At 63.7% G+C, this 24746-nt stretch carries 21 protein-coding genes; 10 read left to right on the top strand and 11 right to left on the bottom strand.

The features are described 5' to 3' along the window. Positions 1–125 precede the first annotated feature (125 nt). The gene (locus C4S73_RS16465; protein ID WP_103873631.1) at positions 126–725 is read left to right on the top strand and encodes a YfbR-like 5'-deoxynucleotidase; all 600 of its coding nucleotides are present in this window, start codon (positions 126–128) and stop codon (positions 723–725) included. Positions 726–732: 7 nt separating this feature from the next. On the opposite strand, the gene C4S73_RS16460 is transcribed toward C4S73_RS16465, so the two are convergent. After that, positions 733–2019: a TadE/TadG family type IV pilus assembly protein gene (locus tag C4S73_RS16460; protein ID WP_244595627.1), complete on the bottom strand. Its 1287-nt coding sequence runs from the start codon at positions 2017–2019 to the stop codon at positions 733–735. A gap of 308 nt (positions 2020–2327) precedes the next feature. Here C4S73_RS16460 and aceB point away from each other — a divergent pair, with 308 nt between their 5' ends. Next, on the top strand, positions 2328–3941 hold the full coding sequence (gene aceB, locus C4S73_RS16455) for a malate synthase A (RefSeq protein WP_103873589.1): 1614 nt from the start codon (positions 2328–2330) through the stop codon (positions 3939–3941). A gap of 39 nt (positions 3942–3980) precedes the next feature. Here aceB and C4S73_RS16450 read toward each other — a convergent pair whose 3' ends face one another. The 3 genes from C4S73_RS16450 to C4S73_RS16435 all read right to left on the bottom strand — a co-directional run bounded on the left by C4S73_RS16450 (position 3981) and on the right by C4S73_RS16435 (position 5438). Continuing rightward, positions 3981–4277 carry a hypothetical protein gene (locus tag C4S73_RS16450; RefSeq protein ID WP_146071371.1) on the bottom strand — a complete coding sequence of 99 codons (297 nt, stop codon included), beginning with the start codon at positions 4275–4277 and terminating at the stop codon, positions 3981–3983. Between the two features lie 97 nt (positions 4278–4374). After that, a complete protein-coding gene (locus C4S73_RS16445; protein WP_146071370.1) occupies positions 4375–4659 on the bottom strand; it encodes a hypothetical protein in 285 nt (94 codons plus the stop codon). 287 nt (positions 4660–4946) lie between these two features. Further along, entirely contained in the window at positions 4947–5438 is a 492-nt protein-coding gene (locus tag C4S73_RS16435; protein ID WP_103873585.1) for a hypothetical protein, read from the bottom strand. A 545-nt stretch (positions 5439–5983) separates the two neighbouring features. Here C4S73_RS16435 and C4S73_RS16430 point away from each other — a divergent pair. The 5 genes from C4S73_RS16430 (at position 5984) to C4S73_RS16410 (ending at position 10883) form a co-directional block, all read left to right on the top strand. Then, positions 5984–6550 carry an NUDIX hydrolase gene (locus tag C4S73_RS16430; protein WP_103873584.1) on the top strand — a complete coding sequence of 189 codons (567 nt, stop codon included), beginning with the start codon at positions 5984–5986 and terminating at the stop codon, positions 6548–6550. Between the two features lie 286 nt (positions 6551–6836). After that, complete coding sequence (locus tag C4S73_RS16425; RefSeq protein ID WP_103873583.1) at positions 6837–7736, top strand: hypothetical protein; 900 nt, start codon at positions 6837–6839, stop codon at positions 7734–7736. Positions 7737–8009: 273 nt separating this feature from the next. Further along, the gene (locus C4S73_RS16420) at positions 8010–9122 is read left to right on the top strand and encodes an S-(hydroxymethyl)glutathione dehydrogenase/class III alcohol dehydrogenase (protein ID WP_103873582.1); all 1113 of its coding nucleotides are present in this window, start codon (positions 8010–8012) and stop codon (positions 9120–9122) included. 212 nt (positions 9123–9334) lie between these two features. Next, positions 9335–10174, top strand: a complete 840-nt coding sequence (fghA, locus tag C4S73_RS16415) for an S-formylglutathione hydrolase (protein WP_103873581.1) — start codon at positions 9335–9337, stop codon at positions 10172–10174. Positions 10175–10322: 148 nt separating this feature from the next. Continuing rightward, the gene (locus tag C4S73_RS16410; RefSeq protein WP_200828031.1) at positions 10323–10883 is read left to right on the top strand and encodes a low affinity iron permease family protein; all 561 of its coding nucleotides are present in this window, start codon (positions 10323–10325) and stop codon (positions 10881–10883) included. Between the two features lie 46 nt (positions 10884–10929). Here C4S73_RS16410 and C4S73_RS16405 read toward each other — a convergent pair whose 3' ends face one another. Next, positions 10930–11697, bottom strand: a complete 768-nt coding sequence (locus C4S73_RS16405) for a glucose 1-dehydrogenase (RefSeq protein WP_103873580.1) — start codon at positions 11695–11697, stop codon at positions 10930–10932. Positions 11698–11831: 134 nt separating this feature from the next. On the opposite strand from C4S73_RS16405, the gene C4S73_RS16400 reads away from it, so the two are divergent. After that, positions 11832–12869 (top strand): L-idonate 5-dehydrogenase, encoded by a 1038-nt coding sequence (locus C4S73_RS16400; protein ID WP_103873579.1) that lies wholly within the window; start codon positions 11832–11834, stop codon positions 12867–12869. Between the two features lie 93 nt (positions 12870–12962). Here C4S73_RS16400 and C4S73_RS16395 read toward each other — a convergent pair whose 3' ends face one another. Together C4S73_RS16395 and C4S73_RS16390 are read right to left on the bottom strand one after the other, a co-directional pair. Beyond that, on the bottom strand, positions 12963–14732 hold the full coding sequence (locus C4S73_RS16395; protein ID WP_103873578.1) for a sensor domain-containing diguanylate cyclase: 1770 nt from the start codon (positions 14730–14732) through the stop codon (positions 12963–12965). Positions 14733–14994: 262 nt separating this feature from the next. Next, positions 14995–16668 carry a formate--tetrahydrofolate ligase gene (locus C4S73_RS16390; protein WP_103873577.1) on the bottom strand — a complete coding sequence of 558 codons (1674 nt, stop codon included), beginning with the start codon at positions 16666–16668 and terminating at the stop codon, positions 14995–14997. Positions 16669–16985: 317 nt separating this feature from the next. Between C4S73_RS16390 and C4S73_RS16385 the strand changes: the two genes are divergently transcribed. Further along, positions 16986–18488: a sensor histidine kinase gene (locus C4S73_RS16385; protein ID WP_160115799.1), complete on the top strand. Its 1503-nt coding sequence runs from the start codon at positions 16986–16988 to the stop codon at positions 18486–18488. A gap of 47 nt (positions 18489–18535) precedes the next feature. Here the strand turns inward: C4S73_RS16385 and C4S73_RS16380 are convergent, their stop codons facing one another. Beyond that, complete coding sequence (locus C4S73_RS16380; RefSeq protein ID WP_103873575.1) at positions 18536–19222, bottom strand: glutathione S-transferase family protein; 687 nt, start codon at positions 19220–19222, stop codon at positions 18536–18538. A 38-nt stretch (positions 19223–19260) separates the two neighbouring features. Then, entirely contained in the window at positions 19261–20004 is a 744-nt protein-coding gene (locus C4S73_RS16375) for a haloacid dehalogenase type II (RefSeq protein WP_103873574.1), read from the bottom strand. Between the two features lie 228 nt (positions 20005–20232). On the opposite strand from C4S73_RS16375, the gene gpmI reads away from it, so the two are divergent. Continuing rightward, positions 20233–21747 carry a 2,3-bisphosphoglycerate-independent phosphoglycerate mutase gene (gene gpmI, locus C4S73_RS16370; RefSeq protein WP_103873573.1) on the top strand — a complete coding sequence of 505 codons (1515 nt, stop codon included), beginning with the start codon at positions 20233–20235 and terminating at the stop codon, positions 21745–21747. Between the two features lie 245 nt (positions 21748–21992). On the opposite strand, the gene C4S73_RS16365 is transcribed toward gpmI, so the two are convergent. Further along, positions 21993–22886: an outer membrane protein gene (locus C4S73_RS16365; protein WP_103873572.1), complete on the bottom strand. Its 894-nt coding sequence runs from the start codon at positions 22884–22886 to the stop codon at positions 21993–21995. Between the two features lie 379 nt (positions 22887–23265). After that, the gene (gene glmM, locus C4S73_RS16360; RefSeq protein WP_103873571.1) at positions 23266–24609 is read right to left on the bottom strand and encodes a phosphoglucosamine mutase; all 1344 of its coding nucleotides are present in this window, start codon (positions 24607–24609) and stop codon (positions 23266–23268) included. Positions 24610–24746: the final 137 nt, after the last annotated feature.

The raw sequence follows: 24746 nt of genomic DNA, 5'->3' as shown, positions 1-24746 counted from the left end.
CAGAAGGCTCCGGCAGCAGCTGGACCATCCCTCGAGACGCGCTCCTGCGGAGCACTCCCCAGGACGAGGGCTCGCCAGGGACGGCCCATGCACTGTTCACAGCCTATGCACTGTTCGATGTAACCATGGCCTGCGCCCCCGAACCTCCCCGCGCCTGGCAACGCATGCTGTCGGGCCGCCGGCTCGATCTGCTCGATCCCTCGCCGCTCGATATCGAGATCGAGGACATCGCCCATGGGCTCGCCCGCGTCGCCCGCTGGAATGGCCAGACGCGCGGTGCGCATTCCTTTTCGGTGGCCCAGCACTGCCTGCTGGTCGAGGCAGTCGCCACCCATCTCAACCCTGACTGGCCCGCGCAATGGCTGTTGATGGCGCTGCTTCACGACGCCCCCGAATATGTCATCGGCGACATGATCTCGCCGTTCAAGGTCGTGATGGGCGACGCCTATAAGAGCGTCGAATTGCGCCTGCTCGCCGCCATCCATCTGCGCTTCGGCCTGCCGGCGGCGACACCGGCCCTGCTGAAGCGCAAGACCAAGGATGCCGACAAGATCGCCGCATTCCTGGAGGCGACGGAGCTGGCCGGCTTCGAGCGCGAGGAAGCCCTGAGGTTCTTCGGCCGGCCGCAGGCCCTGCCGCGCGACGTCCTCGCCTGGCTCGAACCGCTCGACACGGAAGCCGCACAGGCGCGCTTCCTCGAACGTTTCGCTCTGCTGGCGTCGTAAGGACAGATCAGTTCGAGAGGTAGGCTTTCGTGACCACGCGCTGGAACAGCGCCGTCATGGCTTCGGAGATGCCCTGGTTTATGCCGACCTCGAAAAACAGCCCCGGTGAGGCGCACGCCTCCATGTTCTTCGGAATCTGCGCCTGGAACGGCTTGATCCAAGTGTTGTACCAACTATCCGACGGCAGCGGCAGATACGTCGTGTAGAGCACGGCGATCTTCACGCCCCGACTCTTGATGCTGTTGCAGAACTGGGTATCGATCGGCTCCTGGCAGCGCGTGCCGGAGAGCTTCTTCGAGCAGCCGCCGGAGTTCGCAAAGTCAGCCACGCCATCGGAGACGAAGAATATCACCTTTTGCGGCGAGGTCTTGCTGGAACCATCGCCGGGATTTGGAATGATCCCGTTGATATCGGTCATTGCCTTGTCGAAATCGGTGCACTGGTCCGAATTGTACCCGTCATAGGGAATCGTCATCAGGTCGATCGCACTCGCGGACGCCTTGGCTGTCTCCATGCTGGTGGTCAGGCTTTGTATTTCGGTCAGCTTCTTGCCCTTGCAGGATGCCCCTAGCGTGTACGTTGCCATGCGATACTGCTGCGGCAAGGTCGCCGTTGTCTTCGCCGTGTCCGTCAGTTCCTGCGTCGCCTTGCGCACCACATCGATGCGCATCTGGACGCCGATTTCCTTGGCCTTCTTGTAGAAATTGTTGGGATTGCTGAGATCGTGGCAGGCGAAAGCGCATTGCCGGACCGATTTGGTCGCTTCTTCCATCCTGGTGATCTCGGCGGTCGTGGCCGCCACGCCCATGGATGGAGAATTGTCCAGCATCAGGTAGAAATCGATGAAGGGCGCGCGTGCACCGGACGCGCTCGCATTGCCGGTCACCGCAACCGTCTGAATCCCGACCAGATTCATGACATTGACCGGGACGGTGGCCGTATAGGTGACTTTGACCGAACGTCCCAGACCGATATTCTCAAGCGTGACCGTGCGGTTCTGCACGGTGCTCTTGTATTCGCTCGCATCGGCGTCGAAAATCTTCTCGGCGTCGGTCTTGGCGTCGGCCAGCGACTTCAGCATCGCGTTCTGCGAGACGGCCGCAAGTGCGGCGGCATCTGCGGCGGCGTTCAGCTGAAGCCTGACATTGGCCGCCCGGCTGTAATCGATAAGCGCGCCGGCGAAGCCGACCATCGGCAAGATCGCAAAAGCGAACAGAATGATCACGTTGCCCGAGCGCTCGCCGGAGAACGACCGTAGCGCCTCGCGCAGATGCTTGATCCGAACCATCGACATGACACTCTACACCGGTATTTTGACAAACTCTCAAATGATCAAAGCCGCCAGGAACTTACGAATGGGTGAAATCAACACTCAAAATCACCGCATACCTCGATGTTTCAGCAAATAATCCTCCCCGAATGCGCTTGCGATTAAGAAGCGATGAATGCGCGTTACCGTCGCAGCCAAGTCGGCTCCCGCTTCTCCATCCATCTTTTCCAAAACGTGAAAGGTGATCGAACGCTTTTCCGGATTTCGAGAAACTGCGGAACACGGCATGATGCCTCCATCAGGAACGGCCATCACGCCGGAGGAAACACATCATGTCGCAGTCTTCGACCGCAGCGATCCAGACTCCGAAGGGCGTCGTCATCAACGGTGCCATCGGCCCGCGCTTCGACGAGATCCTGACGACCGAGGCCTTGTCCTTCGTCGCCGATCTGCACCGCCGCTTCAACGAGACCCGCAAGCGCCTGCTCGCGCTCCGCAGCGAGCGCCAGAAGCGCTTCGACGCCGGCGAGACGCCCGATTTCCTTGCCGACACCAGGCATATCCGCGAGGGTGACTGGAAGGTCGCCCCGATCCCGGCCGATCTGCAGGACCGCCGCGTCGAGATCACCGGCCCCGTCGACCGCAAGATGATCATCAATGCGCTGAACTGCGGCGCAAAGGTCTTCATGGCCGATTTCGAGGACGCATCCTCGCCGGTCTGGGCCAATATGATCGAGGGCCAGCTGAATCTCAGGGATCGCTGGGCCAATGCGATCGACTTCACCGACAAGACCACCGGCAAGGCCTATAAGCTCGGCCCCAAGCCCGCGGTGCTGATCATCCGCCCGCGTGGCTGGCATCTGCCCGAGCGCCATATCGAGATCGACGGCGAAACGGCGTCAGGCTCACTGGTCGATTTCGGCCTCTATGTCTTCCACAACGCCAAGGCCGCGATCGCTGCAGGCTCCGGCCCCTATTTCTACCTGCCCAAGCTCGAGAGCCATCTCGAGGCCCGGCTCTGGAACGACGTTTTCGTCGCCGCCCAGAATGCGCTTGGCCTGAAGAACGGCACGATCAAGGCCACCGTCCTGATCGAGACCCTGCCGGCCGCCTTCGAGATGGACGAGATCCTGTTCGAGCTGAAGGACCATATGGCGGGCCTGAATTGCGGCCGCTGGGACTACATCTTCTCCTTCATCAAGAAGCTCGCTCGCAACGAAGCCTATGTCCTGCCCGACCGCTCGCAGGTCGTGATGACAAAGGCCTTCCTGCGCGCCTATTCGCTGCTGCTGATCAAGACCTGCCACAGGCGCGGCGCCTTCGCGATGGGCGGCATGGCGGCCCAGATCCCGATCAAGAACAACCCCGAGGCCAATGCCGCCGCCTTCGCCAAGGTCAAGGCCGACAAGGAGCGCGAGGCCGGCGACGGTCATGACGGCACCTGGGTCGCCCATCCCGATCTCGTCCCCGTGGCGATGGAGGTGTTCGACCGGCTGATGCCGCAGGCCAACCAGCTCGACAAGATGCGTGGGGATGTCGAGGTCGGCACGAAGGACCTGCTGGAAGTTCATCAGGGCACGCGTTCGGAAGAAGGCTTCCGCGAGAACATCCGCATCGGCGTGCAATATCTCGAAGCCTGGCTGCGCGGCCGCGGCGCGGTGCCGATCTACAACATGATGGAGGACGCCGCGACCGCCGAGATCAGCCGCGCCCAGATCTGGCAGTTCGTCGCCTATGGCGTCGAGGTCGACGGCGGCACGAAGGTCACGGCCGATCTGTTCAAGCGCTGCCTGACCGAGGAGATGGAGCGCGTGAAGGGCGAAGTCGGCGCGGAGAACTACGCCAAGGGTCGCTTCCCCGATGCGATCGAGCTGTTCTCAAAACTGTCGCTGGCGCCGGAATTCGAGGACTTCTTGACCGTGCCGGCTTATGGCAAGCTGGGGTGAGAACAGCGCAACCAGCGGGTGACGGCGGCCCTCCTGCCGTCACCGGGCCCGGCATTGCCTTAAATCCAGCTGTTGGTTGTCGTCGAAAGTGCCGATGAGGAATTGTGTCAACTCATCCTCGGTCGAGACCTCTTCAGCTACGTCTTGATGAAACCATTGACAAAATTCGCGAAATTCGACCGGGGTTTGCGCAGCGCGCTTCTCAATCGCTTCGCGAATGGACACGATAACAGCGCGGCTGAGAACCAGTTTAAAAACTCCTTGAGCCCTCATCCTGAGGAACCGTTCCGTTGGGAATGGCGTCTCGAAGGATGAACCAGGAGGCTCCGGAGACATCTGAAGCATCCTGCGAGACGCGCCTGACGGCGCTCCTGAGGATGATGGCCGTTCGTTCCAAGCGGTCTCTGACAAGCGACCTGCCGCCCCGTCTTTTTCAATCAAGCTTGGCTCTGATTTCCCGTAGGAGAAGCCGCAGGTCCTCGCTGTCCAAAGCATAGAAACTGGTGGGCGTGGCATGCCACAAGCGCAGGAGTTCTTCACCAGAACATCGATTTGGATCGACGATGCTATCGAGGAAGGGCTTCAGCCGCTGGCGATCCTGCTTGGATAAACCTTGAAGCAAAAAATTTACCAACTCCGGCCTCGTCGATATCTCCTCGTCAATATCTTGATAGAAACGTTCACCAAGTTTATTAAATTCTTTAGGTAATTTTCTCATAAATTCTCTCATCGATTTGGGGCTTTGTTGAGAGGATAAGCCGTATGAACTCTATATCCTCGCGGAGAACGGCGATCATGCACGATGTAAACCCCCGCCCCATAAGTGTTTCGAACATAGGGCAAGGCATCCACGCTGGATCGAAAAGCTTCTCGCCCGGTAACATACCCGAATCGTTCTGACACAAAACCATCCGCGGCATTGCCACGAGATACTTGATCAACTATCCCCCGGTTTAACTGCAACGTCTGGTTTACAAGATCGTTAGCTGCTTCGATAGATCCGAATTAACCTTCGCTAATCCTTGCATATGTTACAAAAAAGAACCTACGCCTATCACGTTGAACGGTATCGAACAGTTCCTGATCGCTTTTTCCAACATGGCGGCGAATGGCGTGTCCGCCTCGCCCTTCCTCTTCCCTAAGATCAACCGAGTATTGTCGCGACGAATCATCCTGCGCCAAATGAATTTGGCCGTCGTCAAACTCGTCATTGAAATCTGTCCATTCGCTCGACGTCTCGGCATCCGAGGCATTGCCACCATCTGCCCAGCCGCCTAACGCAGCAAATGCCGCTCCTCCTCCGCTCCCTCCACTGGTCCACTGGCCTCCGTCGGGATCGCCGGCCGGCACGCGCGGTTGGTCTGGGCTGTATTTGGCCAGCGGCGCGCACCTCACGTCGGACAGGAGGTCACGCTTGAGTTGCAACCACGCGACGCGAATCCGGAGCAGCGTCAGCTCGATATTGACCAATTCCTGCGCCCGATCGGTCGCTGTCATCGCCTCTCATCTCCGCTTTTGTGCGGGCATGATGAGGTCCTTCTGAAGGGTCGGGGATAAAGCGGACTGGCTATCCCCCGGCGACGGCGCTCGCCACGAATTTGCAATGCCAGGGGACGGGCGGACGAGTAGAGCGCCACGGAGTGTAAGGAAGGCGCGTCAATTCCTCCGCGCCGTGAGCAGGCCCAAAGGCCGACCTCCGCCTACAACGTCTCGGCGCGGCTTGACCGGAGATGGGGCGTGAAGAGCGAACTCGGCGTGAAGACCTACGCTAAGGGCCGCTCCCCTAGGTGATCGAGCTGTTCTCAAAGCCGTCGCTGGCGCCGGAGTTCGAGGACTTCTTGACCGTGCCGGCCTATGGCAAGCTGAGGTGAGAACAGCGCAACCACCCGGCTCCTGTCCCGTTCATCGGCATCTCGGCCCGGCGCCCGCCCGATCGCAATCACGCGGCTTGCTCCGCCATGGAAGGTTGAAATTGACCGCGCGCTGTTCGGGTTTTAGACGCCCGCGCTGCACCTGCCCGTCGAATCATCTATCCGAGAACCATGAGCACGCCCTTCCTCACCCGCCTTTCCGAAACCGTCGCCCGCTACCGCACAGAGGTCGCCTCCCCGCGCGAGCATCTGTCGCTGTTGCGCTGGCAGATCGCGCAAGGCCACGCGCTCGACGACCGCACGACCCTGCCTGGCCACGTCACGACAAGCGCCTATGTGGTCTCGCCCGACCACCGCCAGATCCTGCTGATCGACCATGTCGTCATCGGCCGCTGGCTCCAGCCCGGCGGCCATTACGAACCCGCGCAGCATTTCCATCTATCTGCGGCGCGCGAGGTGCTGGAAGAGACCGGCGTCCAGGGCCTGGCCTTGCATCCCTGGCATCGCGGCGGCGACCTGCCCTTTGCCATCGACAGCCATGACGTGCCCGGCAAGCCATCGCGCAACGAGCCCGCCCATATCCACCACGATCTGCAATATCTCTTTCTGGCGGATCCGACCCTGCCCCTCGTCGCGCAGATCGAGGAGGTTCATGCCGCCGCCTGGAAACCCGTGGACGAGCTCCGCGAGATCGCCCCGCTCGCCCTTGCGCGCCTTCAGGCTCTAGCCCCGACGTGAGAGACTGGTTGATAATTCAGCCCTCATCCTGAGGAGCCGCGAAGCGGCGTCTCGAAGGATGAGGGCTACAGGAATTTTCAAACGGGCCAGAACCGCGTTGTTGCACCGCAGCAACATGTAACGTTATTACAATTAATCGTCACCGCGACCTCTCGCCGGAAGCCGGCCACCGGTGCATCCTGAGCGTGTTGAAGGGTCAACGCTGAGCGCGTTGAAGGGCCAACAGCGCTATTGCAAATAATTCGCATTAGCATAAAGATCGCTCATCGCAGCTGGAGCCCGCCTTATGTCGCTGAAGCCTTTCGCCCTCGCCCTCCTCGCCTCCGCTGCGGCGACAATGGCCAGCGCCGCCGATCTGCCCTCGCGCAAGGCAGCCCCAGTCGCGCCGGTGGCGACATTGGCCTGCAGCGAGAGCGAAGGCATTCCCACCGACGCCTTCGGCTTCACCACCGGCTCTGATGTGGCCGACCTCGGCTCCTTCGGCCCAAGCCTGACCTATGGCGGGGCCTTCGGCACGCGTGGCGGCCGGCTGAACAGCCATGGCGCCCAGCTCCAGGGCTCCTACGGCCTGCTGCCCTGCCTCGAAGTCGGCCCTTATCTGCTCGGCAACACCACGCAGGCCTCCTCCGGCGGCGTGAGCGCCGATTCCAACAGTTTTGGCGCCGGCATCGAGACCAAGTACAAGATCCTCGGCCGCGACATGCACGGCATCGGCCTGACCGCCGTGATCGATCCGAGCTTCAACCGCACCAACCCCGATGGCGCCAGCCGCTTCACCACCTACAACACGGGCTTGCGCCTCTTCGCCGACGCGACGTTGATGCCCGGCAAGCTCTACGCCGCGCTCAACCTCTCGCAGGACCTGACCTGGACCGGCCCCGATCCCTATGAGCGCTCGTCGACCTTCACGATCGGCGGCTCGCTCGCCTGGCAGGTTCTCGATGGCGTCTATCTCAGCGCCGAGGTCCGCCATCAGCGCGCCTATGACACGCTCGGCTTCAGCAAGGAGGCAGGCTACGCGACCTTCGCCGGCCCCGGAATCTACTGGCAGGCGACGAAGCAGTTCGCGATCTCGGCCGCCTACAACGTCCAGGTCGCCGGCAAGGCCAAGGGCCAGCCGGGTGATCTGGATTTGACCAATTTCAGCCAGAACCTCGTCAAGGTGAAAGCGGCCTACAGCTTCTGAGCTCCGATGGATCCCCTTCAGCCCTCATCCTGAGGAGCGCTGAAAGCGCGTCTCGAAGGATGCTCCAGCACGCTCTGGAACATCCTTCGAGACGGCCGCTTCGCGACCTCCTCAGGATGCGGGCTGAGGGAGGCTACGAACCTCGCCCGTGTCGCAAACGCGCTGCGCCTCGCCGCATCGCGCGTTGACAACTCCTCCCCCAGCCGGCCCTAGATAGGGCCTGCCGCGGGGCGCTTCGCTTTCGGCACGAGACTGAACGCGAGGACTGGACTGATGAAGACACGTGCCGCCGTCGCCTGGGAAGCGGGCAAGCCGCTCACCATCGAGACCATCGAGATCGGCGGCCCCAGGGCCGGCGAGGTTCTGGTCGAGGTGATGGCGACCGGCATCTGCCACACCGACGCCTACACGCTGTCGGGGCTGGATTCGGAGGGTAAGTTCCCGGCAATTCTCGGCCATGAGGGTGCCGGCATCGTGCGCGAGATCGGCGCGGGCGTGACGAGCCTGAAGGTCGGCGACCACGTCATCCCGCTCTACACGCCGGAATGCCGCAGCTGTAAGTCCTGCCTGTCGCGGCGCACGAACCTGTGCACCTCGATCCGCTCGACGCAAGGCCAGGGCGTCATGCCCGACGGCACCTCGCGCTTCTCCTGCGATGGCGGCGAGGTGTTCCATTATATGGGCTGCTCGACCTTCGCGAACTTCACGGTCCTGCCCGAGATCGCGCTGGCGAAGGTCCGCGAGGACGCCCCCTTCGACAAGATCTGCTATATCGGCTGCGGCGTGACGACGGGGATCGGCGCTGTCATCTACACGGCAAAAGTCTGGCCGGGCGCCAATGTCGTGGTCTTCGGCCTCGGCGGCATCGGCCTCAACGTGATCCAGGGCGCGCGCATGGTCGGCGCCGACAAGATCATCGGTGTCGACATCAACCCGGCCAAGGTCGAGATGGCCAGGAAATTCGGCATGACCCACTTCGTCAACCCGAAGGAGGTCGGCAACGACAAGGTCGTGCAGGCGATCGTCGACCTCACGGGCGGCGGCGCGGATTTCTCCTTCGATGCGACCGGCAATACCGATGTGATGCGCCAGGCGCTGGAATGCTGCCATCGCGGCTGGGGCGAATCGATCGTCATTGGCGTCGCGGAAGCCGGCAAGGAGATCGCCACCCGGCCGTTCCAGCTCGTCACCGGCCGTGTCTGGAAGGGTACGGCGTTCGGCGGCGCGCGCGGGCGCACCGATGTGCCGAAAATCGTCGACTGGTACATGGAGGGCAAGATCAACATCGACGATCTGATCACCCACAAGCTGAGCCTCGACGAGATCAATACGGGCTTCGACCTGATGCATGAGGGCAAGTCGATCCGTAGCGTCGTGGTGTACTGAGGCGCCGTTTTCTGGCCTTATCCATAGGCCACGGAAACACCGCGTCATCCCGGACAAGCGGCTCTGCCGCGCCGATCCGGGATCCATCGGAGGGCCGATTCTTTGACGGATCTGGCTCTATGATGGATCCCGGATCTCCGCTTCGCTGCGTCCGGGATGACGGTGCGCGTTTCGCTGCGCTGTCGCGGAAACTGGGCCAAGAAGGAAAGCCAATGGAACTCCTCTCCTCCTCGAAAGCCTTCGGCGGCTCGCAGCGCGTCTATCGTCATGACAGCGCGGTCTGCGCCTGCCCGATGACCTTCGCGATCTTCCTGCCGCATCAGATCGAGGATGGGCCGGTTCCCGTGCTCTGGTATCTCTCAGGCCTGACCTGCACGCACCAGAACGCCATGGACAAGGGCGAGTATCGCGCCGCAGCCGCAGCCAATGGCGTGGCGATCATCTGTCCCGATACCAGCCCGCGGGGCGAGGGCATCCCCGACGAGCCGGACAACTGGCAGTTCGGCTCCGGCGCCGGCTTCTATCTCGACGCAACGCAAGAGCCCTATGCGAAGAACTATCGCATGGAGAGCTATATCCGCGACGAGTTGCCAGCGCTGGTCGCGCAGCATTTTCCGCTCGATATGGGCCGGCAGGGCATCTTCGGCCATTCCATGGGCGGCCATGGCGCAATCACGCTCGCGCTGAAGAATCCGCAGCGCTACACCTCGGTTTCCGCCTTTGCGCCGATCACCCAGCCCTCGACGGCGGGCTGGTCACGGCCGGCTTTCGAGAAATATCTGGGCTCCGACGAGACGACCTGGCGCCCTTACGATTCCACGGCCCTGATCGCCGACGGCCATCGGCTCAGGGATCTGCTCGTGGATCAGGGCACCGCCGACGGCTTCCTGCAGGAAGGCCTGCGGCCATGGCTTCTCGAGGTCGCCTGCGCGCAGGCCGGCATCCCGCTCGAACTCGAAATGCGGGATGGTTACGACCATTCCTATCATTTCATCTCGACCTTCATGGCGCAGCACGTCTCCTGGCACGCACGCCGGCTGATCAAGGAATAGCGACAGAAAACGGCGGCTTCGGAACGAGCACGCCCCGGCGGGGGAACGAGCACGCCCCGGCGGGGAACGAGCACGCCCCGGCGGGGAACGAGCAGGCCCGGCTGGGCGTTAAGCAGCCGGACCTGGCCCGGGTCCGGGGATCATCGCCATGCCATCGCCTTCCAAGGCCCTGACCGACCGCTCGCTGTTCACCCGTCTCTCGCAGACGACGGCCCGCTGGGCGGGCAAGCCACAGACCTTCGTCATCGCCGTCGCCGTGATCGTGCTCTGGGGCGTGTCGGGGCCGTTCTTCGGCTACAACGATACCTGGCAGCTGGTGATCAACACCTCGACCACCATCATCACCTTCCTGATGGTCTTCATCATCCAGAACAGCCAGAATCGCGACACCGCCGCGATGCAGATCAAGCTCGACGAGCTGATCGTGCGCCTTGAAGGGGCTCGCGAAGAGCTGCTCGATCTCGAAGAGCTCGACGAGGAGAAGATCGAGACGATCCGCAGTGAATTCGAGGCGCGCGCCGGCAAGGCACGCAAGAGCGCCGAAGCGGAGCCCGTCGGCCAAACACCACAGGTCGACAACAAACCGCAGGTCAATAAGGCGCCTCAGCTCGAAAAGGCACCATCGAGCAAGGCGCGCCCGGCGAGCAAAACACCGCCAGTGACCAAAGCGCGCAAGAGCAGCAAGCCGACACTGGACGCCGGCAAGTAGCGCAAGGGACTGGTTGCGACAGCTCGCAACCGCCCTCGCCGGCCGCTCACACCACGGCGGTCAAGCCGCCATCGACCATCAGCAGATGGCCGTTGACGTAGTCCGATGCAGCCGAGGACAGGAAAATCGCGGCGCCCACCAGCTCCCTGGTCTCGCCCCAGCGTCCCGAGGGCGTGCGGCTCTTCACCCAGGACGAGAAGGTCTCGTCGGCGATCAGCGCCTTGTTGAGCTCGGTGACGATATAGCCGGGCCCGATCGCATTGGTCTGGATGTTGTGCTTGCCGAGCTCGGCAGCGAGCCCGCGCGTCATCATCTTCACCGCGCCCTTGGTCGCGGTATAGGGCACGATGGTCGGCCGGCCGAGTTCGCTCATCACCGAGCCGATATTGACGATCTTGCCGCGCCCGCGCGGCACCATCCGCCGTGTCACCGCCTGGGTCACGTAAAACACGGAATGCAGGTTGGTGGCGACGACCTGATGCCAGTCATCGACCGGAAATTCGGTGAACGGCGCGCGCTTCTGCATGCCGGCATTGTTGATCAGGATATCGATCGGCCCCGTCTCAGACTCGATGGCCGCGACCCCGGCCTCGACAGCAGCGTGATCGGTGACGTCGAAGGCCGCGATCGAGACCTTGCGGCCAGCAGTCGCGATAGCCCTGGCCGCCGTCTCCAGCTTGGCCCGGTCGCGACCGTTCAGAACGACATGCGCGCCGGCTTCCGAAAGTCCCTCGGCCATGGCGAGCCCGATGCCCTGGCCGGAGCCGGTGACGAGAGCAATCTTGCCCTCCAGACTGAACAGCGACAGCGACATGGCCTATCCTCGCAGATGCAGGGCTTCGACGGCAGTTTCGGTTTGCGCCAGCGGCACTGGCTTCGGTAAGCATCTTTCAATCGATTAGACAATCAAGAGGTGCGCCCGACAGCACCTCGAATGGGAGAACAGCCATGCGCGCAGTCGTCATCCACGCCGAAAAGGATTTGCGCGTCGAAGAGACGACAGCGCCCGATCTGCGTCCGCTCGACGTCCGCGTGCGCATCGAGGCCGGCGGCATCTGCGGCTCGGACCTGCATTATTACCTGCATGGCGGCTTCGGCACGATCCGCGTGCGCGAGCCGCTGATACTCGGCCATGAGATCGCAGGCACTGTCTTGGCCATCGGCGGCGAGGTTTCGCGGGTGAAGCCGGGCGATCGTGTCGCGGTCAATCCGAGCCGCGCCTGCGGCCATTGCCGCTACTGCCAGATGGGCCAGCAGCAGCACTGCACGGATATGCTGTTCTATGGCAGCGCCATGCGCTTTCCCCATGTGCAGGGTGGCTTCCGCGATGTCCTCGTCGTCGAGGAGCGTCAGGCCGTGAAGGTCGCCGACCATGTCACGGCGGCGATGGCAGCCTTCGCCGAGCCGCTCTCGGTCTGTCTCCACGCCGCCAAGCGCGCCGGCCCGCTGCTGGGCAAGCGCGTGCTCGTCACCGGCTCGGGACCGATCGGCGTGCTCGCCATGGTCGCGGCCAAGGCGGCCGGCGCCGCCGAGATCGTCGCGACCGACGTGGTCGATACGCCCCTGCCGATAGCGCTGAAGATGGGCGCGACGGCTGCCATCAACGTCATGGCCGAGCCGGAACGGCTGAAGGCCGAATATGGCGCGCAGAAGGGCGCTTTCGACGTGATGTTCGAGGCGTCCGGCAACCAGCACGCGCTGGCCGGCGCCTTCGATGTCGTGAGGTCGGGCGGCACGATCGTGCAGATCGGCGTTGGCGGCAATTTCACTTTGCCGATGAACGTCATCGTCGCCAAGGAGTTCGACCTGCGCGGCTCCTTCCGCTTCCATGAGGAGTTCGACTGGGCGGTAGCGATGATCGGCTCGGGCAGTATCGATCTCTCGCCGCTCCTGACCGCCTCGATCCCGGTCGACCGCGCGATCGAGGCCTTCGACCTCGCCGCCGACAAGTCGCGGGCGATGAAAGTCCAGCTGGCCTTCGGTTGATCGAGACCTTCACAACGGGTCATCCCGGACAAGCCGCGAAGCGGCGCCGATCCGGGATGACCGACTTGGTAATTCCGCGGATTGCCATCGGCTCTAGCCGAGCTTCAGCGTCGCGTGGCTCGCGCCGTCATGCAGTGCCGGATCGTAGACGGTGAAGGTGTCGCGGCCGCGATGCTTGGCGGCGTAGAGCGCGGCATCGGCGTGGCTCGCCGCATTGGCGAGCGTCTCGTCGGATTTGACCGGGCAGGCTCCGACACTGACCGTCAGCGCGATCGTCGAGCCGTCAGACAGCAGGACCGGCGTCTCCTGGACGATATGCACGATCTTCGCGGCGACCGAGGCGAGTGAGGCCAGGCTCGCGTCGCTGACCAGCAGGATGAACTCGTCGCCGCCCCAGCGCGCGCAGATGTCATAATTGCGCAGGAGCCCGGTCATGCGCCGGGCGATCTCGACAATCGCCTCGTCGCCGACCTGATGGCCGCGTGCGTCGTTCACAGGCTTGAGGTTGTCGATATCGATCAGGAGCAGCCCGGCCTGCCGCCCGCTGCGCCTAGCGCGATTCTGCTCGTTGTCGAAGGCGCGTTCAAAGCCGCGCCGGTTGTAGATGCCCGTCAGCGGATCGATATGGGCAAGCCGCTCCAGCTTCTCGGTGCGTTCGCGCACCAGTTCCTCAAGGCGGTTGGTGTTGTCGCCCACCGTTCGCGCCATCTCGCCAAGCGCGCGTGAGAGCCGGCCGATCTCGTCATTGCCCGGATCGGTCTCGATCGCGTCGAACTCGCCCGCCTGCACCCGCTGCGTCGCCTTCTCGACACCCGCCAGCCGGTCGAGCACGCTGCGCTTGAACAAGAGCGTCATCAGCGCAGCCGCCGCCAGCAGCATTGCCGCAAGCAGGCAGGCGATCGGGACGAACAGGCTGCGGTCGATGATCTTGTCGATATCCATGACCGTGATGTTGAACCAGCCGAGACGGTCGAGATAACCGACGCCCACCAGCACCTCGTGCCCGTCGATATGCATGAACCGCGACTGGACCAGCGCATCGCCCTGCGCGACCTGCGCCATCATCGTCGCCAGCGCGCTGCGGTCGCTCTCGCGGTCGAGCAGGCGGAAGATCGTCTGCTTCGCCTTGATGTCCTTGGTCAGGCTGTGGAAGTCGACAAGCCGCGGATCGCGATGGGCCTGCACTGCGCCGTTGCGGTCGACGAACATGCTCTGCACGCCGGTCTGCGGGATGTCGACGACCTCGCGGATGAACTGGCTGAGATCGACCCCGGTGCCGATGACCCCGAGCACGCGTTCGCCACTGCGGATGATGCAGTTGATCCAGACCTTGGTGACGGCGAGATTGTCGTCATGGTCGACATTGAGATGGCAGCCTGAGCCCAGCGCCGCCGTCTTGTAGTACCAGCCGTCGCGCGGGTTCGTTCGCGAGAGCACATAGCGCTTGCGGTCGTTCTCGTAGCTGTTGGCCTTGTCGTTGAAATAGTAGCTGCCCGAGCCGTCGAGCACCGCGAAATAGCTCTGGTCCTTGAACGACAGGCGGTAGTGCTCGAGCTCCGCCAGTCCGCGCCGGGTCTTGTCAGGGTCGTTCTCGTCCTGCGCCCATTCCAGGATGGCCGGCGAGCGCGCAACCGTCTCGGCCAGCGAGACCTCGCGCATCAGCGATTCCAGCCCCCGATAACGGTCGAACAGGATCTGTTTTTCGGCAAACAGCGTGCCGAGCTTCACCACCGTGCTGTCGACGATCCAGATGAACACAGCTGCCGCCGGAACGGCGATGGCGATCAGGATCGCCATCGTCCAGCCCAATACCCGCGCCTTGAGACCCCGAGCCAGCGACCTCTCTCCGGCAACCGGTCTCATCGTCTCGATATCCCCTTCAGGCAGCTGCGCGGAACCTAACGGAAGCTGTGGCGGAAGACTTTAATAAAACGCCAATGACATCGAACCTTCCCTTCGCCCCTTGCGGGAGAAGGTGGCTCGGCACAGCCGAGACGGATGAGGGGTCGCGCCGCGCTCTCCATTTTTGCGACGTCGAAGGCCACGGCGCCCCCTCATCCGGCACTGCGTGCCACCTTCTCCCGCGAGGGGAGAAGGGAGAGCCGCCAAGCCTTCAGAACAAGCCTCAGAACAGCCCCTCGATCTGGCCATGCGCGTCGATATGGATGCGCTCGGCCGCGGGCTCCCGCGGCAGGCCGGGCATGGTCATCACATCGCCACAGATCGCCACGACGAAGCCCGCCCCCGCCGACAGCCTGAGTTCGCGCACCGATACGATATGGCCCGACGGCGCGCCGCGCAGACTGGCATCTGCGGAGAAGGAATAAGGCGTCTTCGCCACGCAGACCGGCAGATCGCCATATCCGGCCGCCTCCAGTTCGGCAAAGCGTTCGCGCACCTTGTTGTCGGCAGCAAGGCCCGCCGCGCCATAGATTTCGCGCGCAACGGTCTCCAGCTTGTTCCAGAGCGTCATCGCGTCGGGATAGAGCGGCTCGAAATCGGCCTCGCCCCCCTCCGCGAGAGCAACGACCTTGCGAGCCAGTTCCTCTGCTCCCGCACCGCCCTCGGCCCAGTGCCGGCAGATCACCGCCTCGACGCCGAGATGATTGCGGCAGTAATTGCGGATCAGCTCGTGCTCGGCTGCCGTGTCACTCGTGAAGTTGTTGATCGCCACGATCGGCGGCACGCCGAACTTGCGGACGTTGATGACATGGCGCGTGAGATTGGAGAGTCCGGCCTCCAGCGCGACCAGATCCTGCTGCCCGAGCGCCTCCTTGGCCGCGCCGCCATGCATCTTCAGCGCGCGCACGGTAGCGACGATGACGGCAGCCGCCGGCTTCAGCCCGGCCTTGCGGCATTTGATGTCGAAGAACTTCTCGGCCCCGAGATCGGCCCCGAAGCCGGCTTCGGTCACGACATAATCCGCGAGCTTCATGGCGGAGCGCGTCGCGATCACCGAATTGCAGCCATGCGCGATATTGGCGAAGGGACCGCCATGGACGAAGGCCGGCGTGCCCTCCAGGGTCTGCACCAGATTGGGCATCAGCGCGTCCCTGAGCAGCACGCTCATCGCGCCGGTCGCCTTGAGATCGGCCGCGGTGACCTGACGCTTGTCGCGCGTGCGCCCGATGACGATCCGCCCGAGACGGGCTTCGAGATCGTCGAGATCCTTTGCCAGGCAGAAGATCGCCATGATCTCGGAGGCGACCGTGATGTCGAAGCCGTCCTCGCGCGGAAAGCCGTTGCCGGCGCCCCCCAGCGACGAGACGACGGAGCGCAGCGCCCGGTCGTTCATGTCCATGACGCGCCGCCAAGAGATGGTGCGCGTGTCGAGGCCGAGCCCATTGCCCCAATAGACATGGTTGTCGATCATCGCCGCCAGCAGGTTATGCGCGCTGGTGATGGCGTGGAAATCGCCGGTGAAATGCAGGTTGATCTGCTCCATCGGCACGACCTGGGCATAGCCGCCACCGGCCGCGCCGCCCTTCATGCCGAAGCACGGCCCCAGCGAGGGTTCGCGCAGCGCGATCATGCAGCTCTTGCCGATGCGCGTAAGGCCATCGCCCAGCCCGACCGTCGTGGTCGTCTTGCCCTCGCCGGCGGGCGTGGGATTGATCGCAGTGACGAGGATGAGCTTGCCCTCGGGGCGCGCATCGAAATCCGGAATCGCGTGCGTGTCGACCTTGGCGATGAACTTGCCATAGGGGTTGAGCGCGACTGGGGGGATTCCGGCCTTGTCGGCTATGGCCGCGATCGGCTGAAGCGTCGCCGCGCGCGCAATCTCGATATCGGTCGGCATCCATCCCCCAAGGCTGCGCGAACGCTGGCAAGCGACCGCGCGGAATCGTTGCCCGCGACCCTGCCGCGAAAAAGGCGGTGCTGCCACTGTTTTCAAGGCAATGGGGGCAGGTCCGCTGGGGATGCCCCACCTGTCTTTTGACAGGTTGAGACTGTGGGTCATCTGCTAGTCCTGCCGAAAAGGAATCATCCGCAGGGATTCGCTGGGCTCAGTCGTATGTCCGCTTGCCGTGACCCACGCGGACTGGCAAGCAAATGCCACGCCGGCTTTGCGGACATTCCGGTGTGAACAGCTGGTCGGCTCGGGGGAACACGGCCATGACGGAGCAGTTTTGGCCGGTCGGCGGCGGTGAGGTCGGCGCCTTGCTTCGGGCATGGACCGGGCGCGAGACCGTGCTTGGCGTTCCCGCGGAATGGCCGCCCTGCCTCAAATCCACGCTGCAACTCGTGCTGCTCTCGCCGACGCCGATGGTCATCTTCTGGGGCAAGACCGGCATCCTGCTCTATAATGACGCCTATGCCGTGATTGCCGGCGCCAAGCATCCCGGAATCCTCGGTCGCGACCTGTTCGAAGCCTGGCCCGAGGTCATCGACCTGCATCGCGAGGTGATGAAGACCGTCCTCGGCGGCTCGCCGCTCTCCTATCGCGACCTGCCGCTCGTGCTTCATCGCAATGGCGTGGCCGAAGACGTCTGGCTGAACGTCGACTACAGCCCGATCGTCGACGAAACCGGCGCAACCGTCGCAGTCCTTGCCATCGTCATCGAGACGACCACCCTGATCGCCGCGCAGCGCGAGCGCGATGCCGCCGAGCAGGCCCTGCGCCTGCGCGAACAGGAACTGGCTCAGGTCCAGAAGATCGGCAGGGTCGGCGGCCTCGAGGTCGATCTGCGCGAGGGGTTCCGCAACCGGCGTTCGCCCGAATATCTGCTGATCCACGGGCTTCCGCCCGAAGCCGTCCATGAGAGCCATGAGGATTGGGTCCGCCGCATCCATCCCCAGGAGCGCGCGATGGTCGAGAGCCATTTCCGCGAGACGGTGGCCGGCACATCCTGCGACTATCAGATCGAATACCGGATCATCCGGCCCCGCGACGGTGCTGTGCGCTGGATTTCCGCGATCGCGCAGATCGAGCGCGACGAGACCGGCCGCGCGATCCGGCTGATCGGCGCGCATCTCGACATCACCGAGCGCAAGGAGGCCGAGGCGCAATTGCGCCTGCTGATGCAGGAGCTGGCGCATCGCGTGAAGAACACACTGGCGATGATTCAGGCCATCGCTTCGCAGACGCTGCGCAGCGCTCCGTCGCTCGAAGCTGCCAACGAAACCTTCGGCGCGCGGCTGGCGGCCCTTTCGCGGGCCCATGACCTGCTCGTCGGCGGTCCCAGGGCCAATGCGGCCATCTCGGACGTCGCCGAAAGCATCGTCGGCATCCAGGGCGATCCGCAGCGCTTCACGATTGAGGGCCCCGACGTCGTCCTCGGCCCCAAGACGGCCCTGTCCCTGACCCTGATCCTGCACGAGCTTGCGACCAATGCGGTCAAATACGGAGCGCTGTCGAACCAGTCCGGCCGGGTCTCGCTGACCTGGCGTCTCGACGAGATCGAAGGCTCCAAGCAGTTCCGGCTGCGCTGGCAGGAAAGCGGCGGCCCGGCGGTCGTCGCGCCATCACGGCGCGGTTTCGGCTCGCGCCTGATCGAGCGGACTTTCCCGGCCGCCAGTGGCAGCGCCGAAAGCGCCTACCTCCCGACCGGTCTCGTCTACACGCTGGATGCCCCCTTCGAGGCGCTGAAGGACAATGAGGCTGATGACGCGACCTGACGCAAACCATGCTGCGTCAGGCCGGTCGTCACCTGGGGGCAATCCGGTTACGCGACCAGATGCGCGTTCTGCGGGAACAGGAATTTGCGGGCCTCGTCGTCGAATTCCGTCTTGAAGGCGAACTGATCCTTCAATGCGACGGCGCGTTGCGCCGCGGGACGAGCGGAAATCTCGTCGAGATGGCGTTTGACGTTCGGGAATTTCGTGGCCCATTCATCGCCGATCGCAAAGGCCAGCCGCGTCGCCCAGCCCCAGACCGACATGTCGATCAGCGTATATGTGTCGCCCAGCATGTAGCGTTGCCTGCCGAGCTGCGCGTCGATGATGCCCCAATGCCGCTCGGCCTCGCGGGCATAGCGGTTGATCGCATAGGGAACCTTCTCGGGCGCGAAGCGGCTGAAATGCACCGCCTGGCCGCAATAGGGGCCGATGCCGGTGGCGACGAACATCAGCCATGACAGCATTTCGCCGCGCACCTTGGGCGTGTTCTCGGGCAGGAATTGCCCGGTCTTCTCGGCGAGGTAGAGCAGGATCGCATTGCTGTCGAAGACCGTGACATCGCCATCGGTCAGCGCCGGGGTCTTGGCGTTGGGATTGATCGCGAGGAACTCGGGGCTGAACTGTTCGCCCTTGCGCGTGTCGACCGGCACCATCTCATAGGGCAGGCCGGCCTCTTCGAGGAACAGCGCGATCTTCGCCGGGTTCGGCGAGGGGTGGTAATAGAACTTGATCATCGAGATGCTCCTTTGACGAGGCTGGATCGCCGGCCTCGTCACCTGTGTTGGGCCGCATAGGAAACGAGATCGGTCAGGCCGGCAATGGTGATGTCGGCGGTGAAGCCGAGCTGTTCGGGCTGCATGCGCAGGGCCTTGAACATAAGCGCGGGACCGATCGGGCCGGCGCCAGCCAGCTCCGAGCGAAGAGCAGCAGCGGGCACGCGTTCGATGCGCGCCACCTTGAACCCATGCGCCTTGGCGCCGGCGATGTCGAAGCCATTGGAGGAGACGAACAGGATCTCCTCCCGCCCCAGCCCGAGGCGTTTCTCGACAAGCCCATAGCCACGCGGATCGGGCTTGTAGACGCCGATCTCGTCGACGCTGATCACCGTTTCCAGCAGTTCGCCTATGCCGGCATGGGCCACCAGCCGCTTCAGCATGGCCGGGCTGCCATTCGAGAAGATGGCGAGGCGATAGGGCGCCAGCTCCTCCAGGGCCGTCCGCGCTTCCGGATAGAGCGCAAGCGCGTCATAGGCTTCCGCTATCCGGGCGATGAGCTCCGGCGTCGTGGCCAGCCCGAGCGTCTCCAGCGTGAAGCCGAGCGCCTCGCAGGTCACCGTCCAGAAATCCTCGTAGCGGCCCATCAGCGCCCGCAGCCAGGTGTATTCGAGTTGCTTCAGCCGCCAGATCTGCGTGATCGTCTCGCCATGGCCGGGAAAGGCGGCATCCGTCACGCCGGCCACCGACTGCACGTCGAACAATGTGCCATATGCGTCGAAAACGAGAGCCTTGATTGCCATCGGCACCCTCCCCTGTCGCGGCCCAGCAGGGCCGGCGTTCCTTCTTAGAACCCGTTTGAGAATTCCTACAGCCCTCATCCTGAGGAGCCATTTCGTCAGGAATGGCGTCTCGAAGGATGCTCCTCAGGATGAGGGCTGAATTTTCCAACTGTCTCTTAGCACTCGCATTGGCGTCGCGGAGCGTGATATCCGCACAAGCACCTTTCACAGATACCGACAGGTCGTCCGATGCCGAGCCGCCCCGTAATGCTGATGATCCTCGATGGTTGGGGCTGGCGCGAGGAGAAGGCTGACAATGCCGTGCTCCTCGCGAACAAGCCGAATTTCGACCGGCTCTGGGCGAGCTCCCCGCATGCCTTCCTGAAAACCTCGGGTCTCGATGTCGGCCTGCCCGGCGGCCAGATGGGCAATTCCGAAGTCGGCCATCTCAATCTCGGCGCCGGGCGCGTGGTGATGCAGGATCTGCCGCGCATCAACCAGGCGATTGCGGATGGCTCGATCGAACGGGCGCTGGAGGCATCCGGCCTGATCCAGGCGCTTCTGAAGAGCGGCGGCGCCTGTCAGCTGCTCGGCCTCGTCTCACCCGGCGGCGTGCATGCCCATCAGGACCACGCGGTCGCGCTGGCCAAGATTCTGACCCGGCGCGGCATCCCGGTGCGCGTCCACATCTTCACAGACGGCCGCGATACGCCCCCGCAATCGGCCGCCGAATATGTCGCCGCCTTCGCCGCCGCCTTGCCACCTCAGGCCGTGATCGCGAGCCTGTCGGGCCGCTACTACGCGATGGATCGCGACAACCGCTGGGAGCGCGTCGAACAAGCCTGGCGCGCCATGGTGCTGGGCGAAGGCCATCCCTTCCCCGACGCACAGGCGGCCATCGCCGGCGCCTATGCCGATGGCGTCAATGACGAGTTCATTCTGCCGGCCGTGATCGGCGGCTATGCCGGCATGCAGGACGGAGACGGGCTGCTCAGCTTCAATTTCCGCTCCGACCGCATTCGCGAAATCCTCGGCGCGGTCCTCCAGCCCGAATTTTCCGGCTTCGCGCGCCCGCGCCTGCCCAAGCTCGCGCGGGCCGTGAGCATGACCTCCTACAGCTCCGAGCTCGACCCGCTGATGCCGGCCCTGTTCGCGCCGCAGACGCTGGCCAATGGCCTCGGCGAAACCGTCGCCAAGGCCGGCCTCGCGCAGGTTCGGATGGCGGAAACCGAGAAGTATCCCCACGTCACCTATTTCTTCAACGGCGGCGAGGAAACGCCCTATCCGCGGGAGGAGCGCATCATGGTGCCCTCGCCCAAGGTCGCGACCTATGACCTCCAGCCCGAGATGTCGGCGCCCGAACTCACGGACCGCGCGGTCGAGGCAATCGATTCCGGGCGCTACGACCTCGTGGTTCTGAACTTCGCCAATCCCGACATGGTCGGCCATACCGGCGTGCTCTCTGCCGCGATCAAAGCCGTCGAGACGGTCGACGCCGGGCTCGGCCGCATCGCGGATGCGATCTCCAGGGCCGGCGGCGCGCTGCTCGTCACCGCCGATCACGGCAATTGCGAACTGATGGTCGATCCGGTGACCGGCAAGCCCCATACCGCTCACACGACCAATCCGGTCCCGCTGATGCTGGTTGGCGGCAACGCTTCAGCGCTGGTCGAAGGACGCCTCGCCGACATTGCGCCGACGCTGCTGGCGCTGCTTGGCCTAGCGCAACCCGCCGAGATGACCGGGCAGTCACTGCTGCGCTGAGAGCCCTTTGGGAAGTTTTGACAGCCCTCATCCTGAGGAGCCATTTCGTCAGGAATGGCGTCTCGAAGGATGCTCCAGATGGTTCGGGAGCCTCCTGAACCATCCTTCGAGACGCCGCTTCGCGGCTCCTCAGGATGAGGGCTGAATTCTCAAACAGTCTCTGGACTCGCGTCCGAAACGAAAAACGGCGCGGACCGAGGTCCGCGCCGTTGTTATGTCCAACGAAGGCTCGTGCCGTCGCGCGCTCAGTACTTCCGCACGACCGGCGCTGCGTAAGCGACGGGGCGCTCGACCGGGCCGCAGCAGCTCGGATCGCTGAAGTTCCAGCGCATGCCGATGCGGATGTCGTGGCTGTCCAGGTCCTTGAAGCGAACCGAGGAGCTGGGATTGGCGAGAAGACCGGCAGCGCCGCGCAGGCCCATCGTCGGACCATCGCCCAGGTTGAGGTAACGATAGCCGATGTCGAGCTTCAGATTGGGCGTCACGTCGTAGGAGACGCCGGCCATCAGGGCCCAGGCGACCGTGGTCTTGGTGGCCGAGTCGGCATAGGCGAAGGAGACGTTCGCGCCGCCGCCGACCGCCTGGTTGATGCCCATATCCGACAGGCCGTTGACCGTATGATTGGCGAAACCGATACCGGCGCCGAGATAGGGCGTCAGGCAGTTCCAGGTGCCCAGATCGATATAGGCATTGGCCAGGCCGACGAAGCTGGCGATGTCGGCCCGGTAGGTGTTGATCTGATCAGTCGGCGTGCCGAAATCATAGGACAGCTGGTCGCGACCATTGATCGACCCACCGCGATATTCGCCGGTCAGATCGAAACGCAGGTAGTTGTTGAACTGATAGCCGACACCGACACCGGCGAAGCCCGTGAAATCCGATTTCGACTTGACGGTGTTGAACGAGGTCACGCCCGCTGCCCCAAGGACAGGGCCGCCATTCAGGCGCACATCGAGGTCGCCATAGGACTGGACGCCGACACCAACGTCGCCGCGAAGATACCAGCCGCCGCCGATCGTGCCCTTCAGCTCCGGCGGGGGCGGCGGCGGAGGCGCATAGGCAAGGTCCGCGGCGCTGGCGATGGCCGAGGCACTGACGGCCATGACACCTGCCAGCGCAAAAATTTTCAGGCTGCCCATGGCAGTGTCCTTCGAGTTTGCGCGACGCAAGAACGCAGCTCGCGCGAGTTACCGACAGGAAGGACGATGCCAGCTATTTCTTAAATGAGACTTAACCTTAGGAATTAACCTCAAGAAAGTCTGAAATTCGGCTGAATACTTGCCGACAAGTTAACAGCGAATTTGGAGAGGTTGGCGCGTGTCGTGTTTCTGGGAACCACGCGGTCATTCCGGGACTTCGCGAAGCGAAGGACCCGGAACCCAGAGCCGATGCGGGTGACGGTAAAGCGCCGCGATCCCGGCCCTTGATGACTGCCGGCATCGGTTCTGGATTCCGGGCTCAGGCCTGCGGCCTGCCCCGGAATGACAACGAGGTTCCGCCAGGGACGCGCTTGAGCTTCTAGGCCGCCGCCTTGGTCACCGCGTCGACGACATCGTCGACCGCGCGCATGACGAGGTCGCGATCGTCGCCCTCGGCCATGACGCGGATTACCGGCTCTGTGCCCGAGGGCCGGATCACCAGCCGCCCGCCCTCGCCCAGCATGACGCGGGCTGCTTCGATGGCGGTCAGGACAGGCTGCTCCTTCAGGGGTTGTCCCTGCTTGTAGCGCACGTTCTTCAGGATCTGCGGCAACGGCTCGAAGCAGTGGCAGACCTCCGAGACCGGCTTGTCCATCCGCTTGACCACGGCAAGCAGTTGCAGCGCCGCGACCAGCCCGTCCCCCGTCGTGCCGAAATCCGAGAGGATGATGTGGCCGGACTGTTCGCCGCCGAGATTGAAGCCATGGCTGCGCATGTGCTCGAGCACATAGCGGTCGCCAACGGCGGTGCGTGCAAGGCTGAGGCCCAGCCCGGCGAGATAGCGCTCGAGGCCGAGATTGGACATGATGGTCGCGACGATGCCAGGCGCCGACAGCCGGCCGTCTTCCTGCCAGCTCCGCGCGATCACGGCCATGAGCTGGTCGCCATCGACGATCTGGCCATGCTCGTCGACGATCAGTACGCGGTCGGCATCGCCATCGAGCGCGATGCCGATATCGGCGCGCAGCTCCTTCACCTTGGCGATCAGCGCCTCGGGCCGGGTCGAACCGACATCCTGGTTGATGTTGAAGCCATCCGGCTCGACGCCGATCGCGATGACCTCGGCGCCGAGCTCCCACAAAGCCTCGGGCGCGACCTTGTAGCCGGCGCCATTGGCGCAATCGAGCACGATGCGCAGTCCCTCGAGGCTCATATTGCGCGGCAGGGTGCGCTTGGCGAATTCGATATAGCGCGCATGGGCGCTGTCGATGCGCTTGGCCCGGCCGAGCGCTGGCGAGGTCGAAAGGCGGGCCGTCAGATCGGAATCGATCAGCGCGGCGATCTCGGCCTCGAGCTCGTCATTGAGCTTGTATCCGTCGGGGCCGAACAGCTTGATCCCGTTATCTTCGTAAGGATTGTGCGAGGCCGAGATCATCACGCCGAGATCGGCACGCATCGAGCGGGTCAGCATCGCCACGGCCGGCGTCGGCATGGGGCCGAGCAGCATCACATCCATGCCGACCGAGGTGAAGCCGGCGACCATGGCATATTCGATCATGTAGCCGGAAAGGCGGGTATCCTTGCCGATGACCACACGGTGCCGGTACTCGCCGCGCCGAAAGGCGAGGCCCGTCGCCTGTCCGACCCTGAGGGCGAGATCCGGCGTGATCACGCCATTGGCGCGTCCGCGAATGCCATCGGTCCCGAAATATTTGCGTGTCATCTTCGCTCTGTCCAATGCGGGACTGCTGGCCCGATCTGGCGCGTTTTATAGCCGGAATTCCTTTCTGCCTTCTCACGAATTGTGACGAAACGTATCCGGACAGGCGCGAGGCAGCCCCGCAGGGCCCGCGAGATGTC

Source organism: Allobosea lathyri, assembly GCF_900108245.1.
In the GTDB taxonomy this organism is placed as follows: Bacteria; Pseudomonadota; Alphaproteobacteria; order Rhizobiales; family Beijerinckiaceae; genus Allobosea; species Allobosea lathyri.
This window is presented reverse-complemented; position numbering and strand designations above follow the sequence as displayed.

Excerpts from the sequence above, each read along its gene's own strand:
- fghA (WP_103873581.1), top strand. The coding sequence starts at position 9,335 with ATGGAACTCCTCTCCTCCTCGAAAGCCTTCGGCGGCTCGCAGCGCGTC.
- C4S73_RS16420 (WP_103873582.1), top strand. The coding sequence starts at position 8,010 with ATGAAGACACGTGCCGCCGTCGCCTGGGAAGCGGGCAAGCCGCTCACC.
- C4S73_RS16380 (WP_103873575.1), bottom strand. The coding sequence starts at position 19,222 with ATGATCAAGTTCTATTACCACCCCTCGCCGAACCCGGCGAAGATCGCG.
- C4S73_RS16450 (WP_146071371.1), bottom strand. The coding sequence starts at position 4,277 with ATGTCTCCGGAGCCTCCTGGTTCATCCTTCGAGACGCCATTCCCAACG.
- C4S73_RS16395 (WP_103873578.1), bottom strand. The coding sequence starts at position 14,732 with ATGAGACCGGTTGCCGGAGAGAGGTCGCTGGCTCGGGGTCTCAAGGCG.
- C4S73_RS16425 (WP_103873583.1), top strand. The coding sequence starts at position 6,837 with ATGTCGCTGAAGCCTTTCGCCCTCGCCCTCCTCGCCTCCGCTGCGGCG.
- C4S73_RS16410 (WP_200828031.1), top strand. The coding sequence starts at position 10,323 with ATGCCATCGCCTTCCAAGGCCCTGACCGACCGCTCGCTGTTCACCCGT.
- C4S73_RS16375 (WP_103873574.1), bottom strand. The coding sequence starts at position 20,004 with ATGGCAATCAAGGCTCTCGTTTTCGACGCATATGGCACATTGTTCGAC.
- gpmI (WP_103873573.1), top strand. The coding sequence starts at position 20,233 with ATGCCGAGCCGCCCCGTAATGCTGATGATCCTCGATGGTTGGGGCTGG.
- C4S73_RS16405 (WP_103873580.1), bottom strand. The coding sequence starts at position 11,697 with ATGTCGCTGTCGCTGTTCAGTCTGGAGGGCAAGATTGCTCTCGTCACC.
- C4S73_RS16430 (WP_103873584.1), top strand. The coding sequence starts at position 5,984 with ATGAGCACGCCCTTCCTCACCCGCCTTTCCGAAACCGTCGCCCGCTAC.
- C4S73_RS16465 (WP_103873631.1), top strand. The coding sequence starts at position 126 with ATGGCCTGCGCCCCCGAACCTCCCCGCGCCTGGCAACGCATGCTGTCG.
- aceB (WP_103873589.1), top strand. The coding sequence starts at position 2,328 with ATGTCGCAGTCTTCGACCGCAGCGATCCAGACTCCGAAGGGCGTCGTC.
- C4S73_RS16400 (WP_103873579.1), top strand. The coding sequence starts at position 11,832 with ATGCGCGCAGTCGTCATCCACGCCGAAAAGGATTTGCGCGTCGAAGAG.
- C4S73_RS16385 (WP_160115799.1), top strand. The coding sequence starts at position 16,986 with ATGACGGAGCAGTTTTGGCCGGTCGGCGGCGGTGAGGTCGGCGCCTTG.
- C4S73_RS16435 (WP_103873585.1), bottom strand. The coding sequence starts at position 5,438 with ATGACAGCGACCGATCGGGCGCAGGAATTGGTCAATATCGAGCTGACG.
- C4S73_RS16445 (WP_146071370.1), bottom strand. The coding sequence starts at position 4,659 with ATGAGAAAATTACCTAAAGAATTTAATAAACTTGGTGAACGTTTCTAT.
- C4S73_RS16390 (WP_103873577.1), bottom strand. The coding sequence starts at position 16,668 with ATGCCGACCGATATCGAGATTGCGCGCGCGGCGACGCTTCAGCCGATC.
- C4S73_RS16460 (WP_244595627.1), bottom strand. The coding sequence starts at position 2,019 with ATGTCGATGGTTCGGATCAAGCATCTGCGCGAGGCGCTACGGTCGTTC.
- C4S73_RS16365 (WP_103873572.1), bottom strand. The coding sequence starts at position 22,886 with ATGGGCAGCCTGAAAATTTTTGCGCTGGCAGGTGTCATGGCCGTCAGT.
- glmM (WP_103873571.1), bottom strand. The coding sequence starts at position 24,609 with ATGACACGCAAATATTTCGGGACCGATGGCATTCGCGGACGCGCCAAT.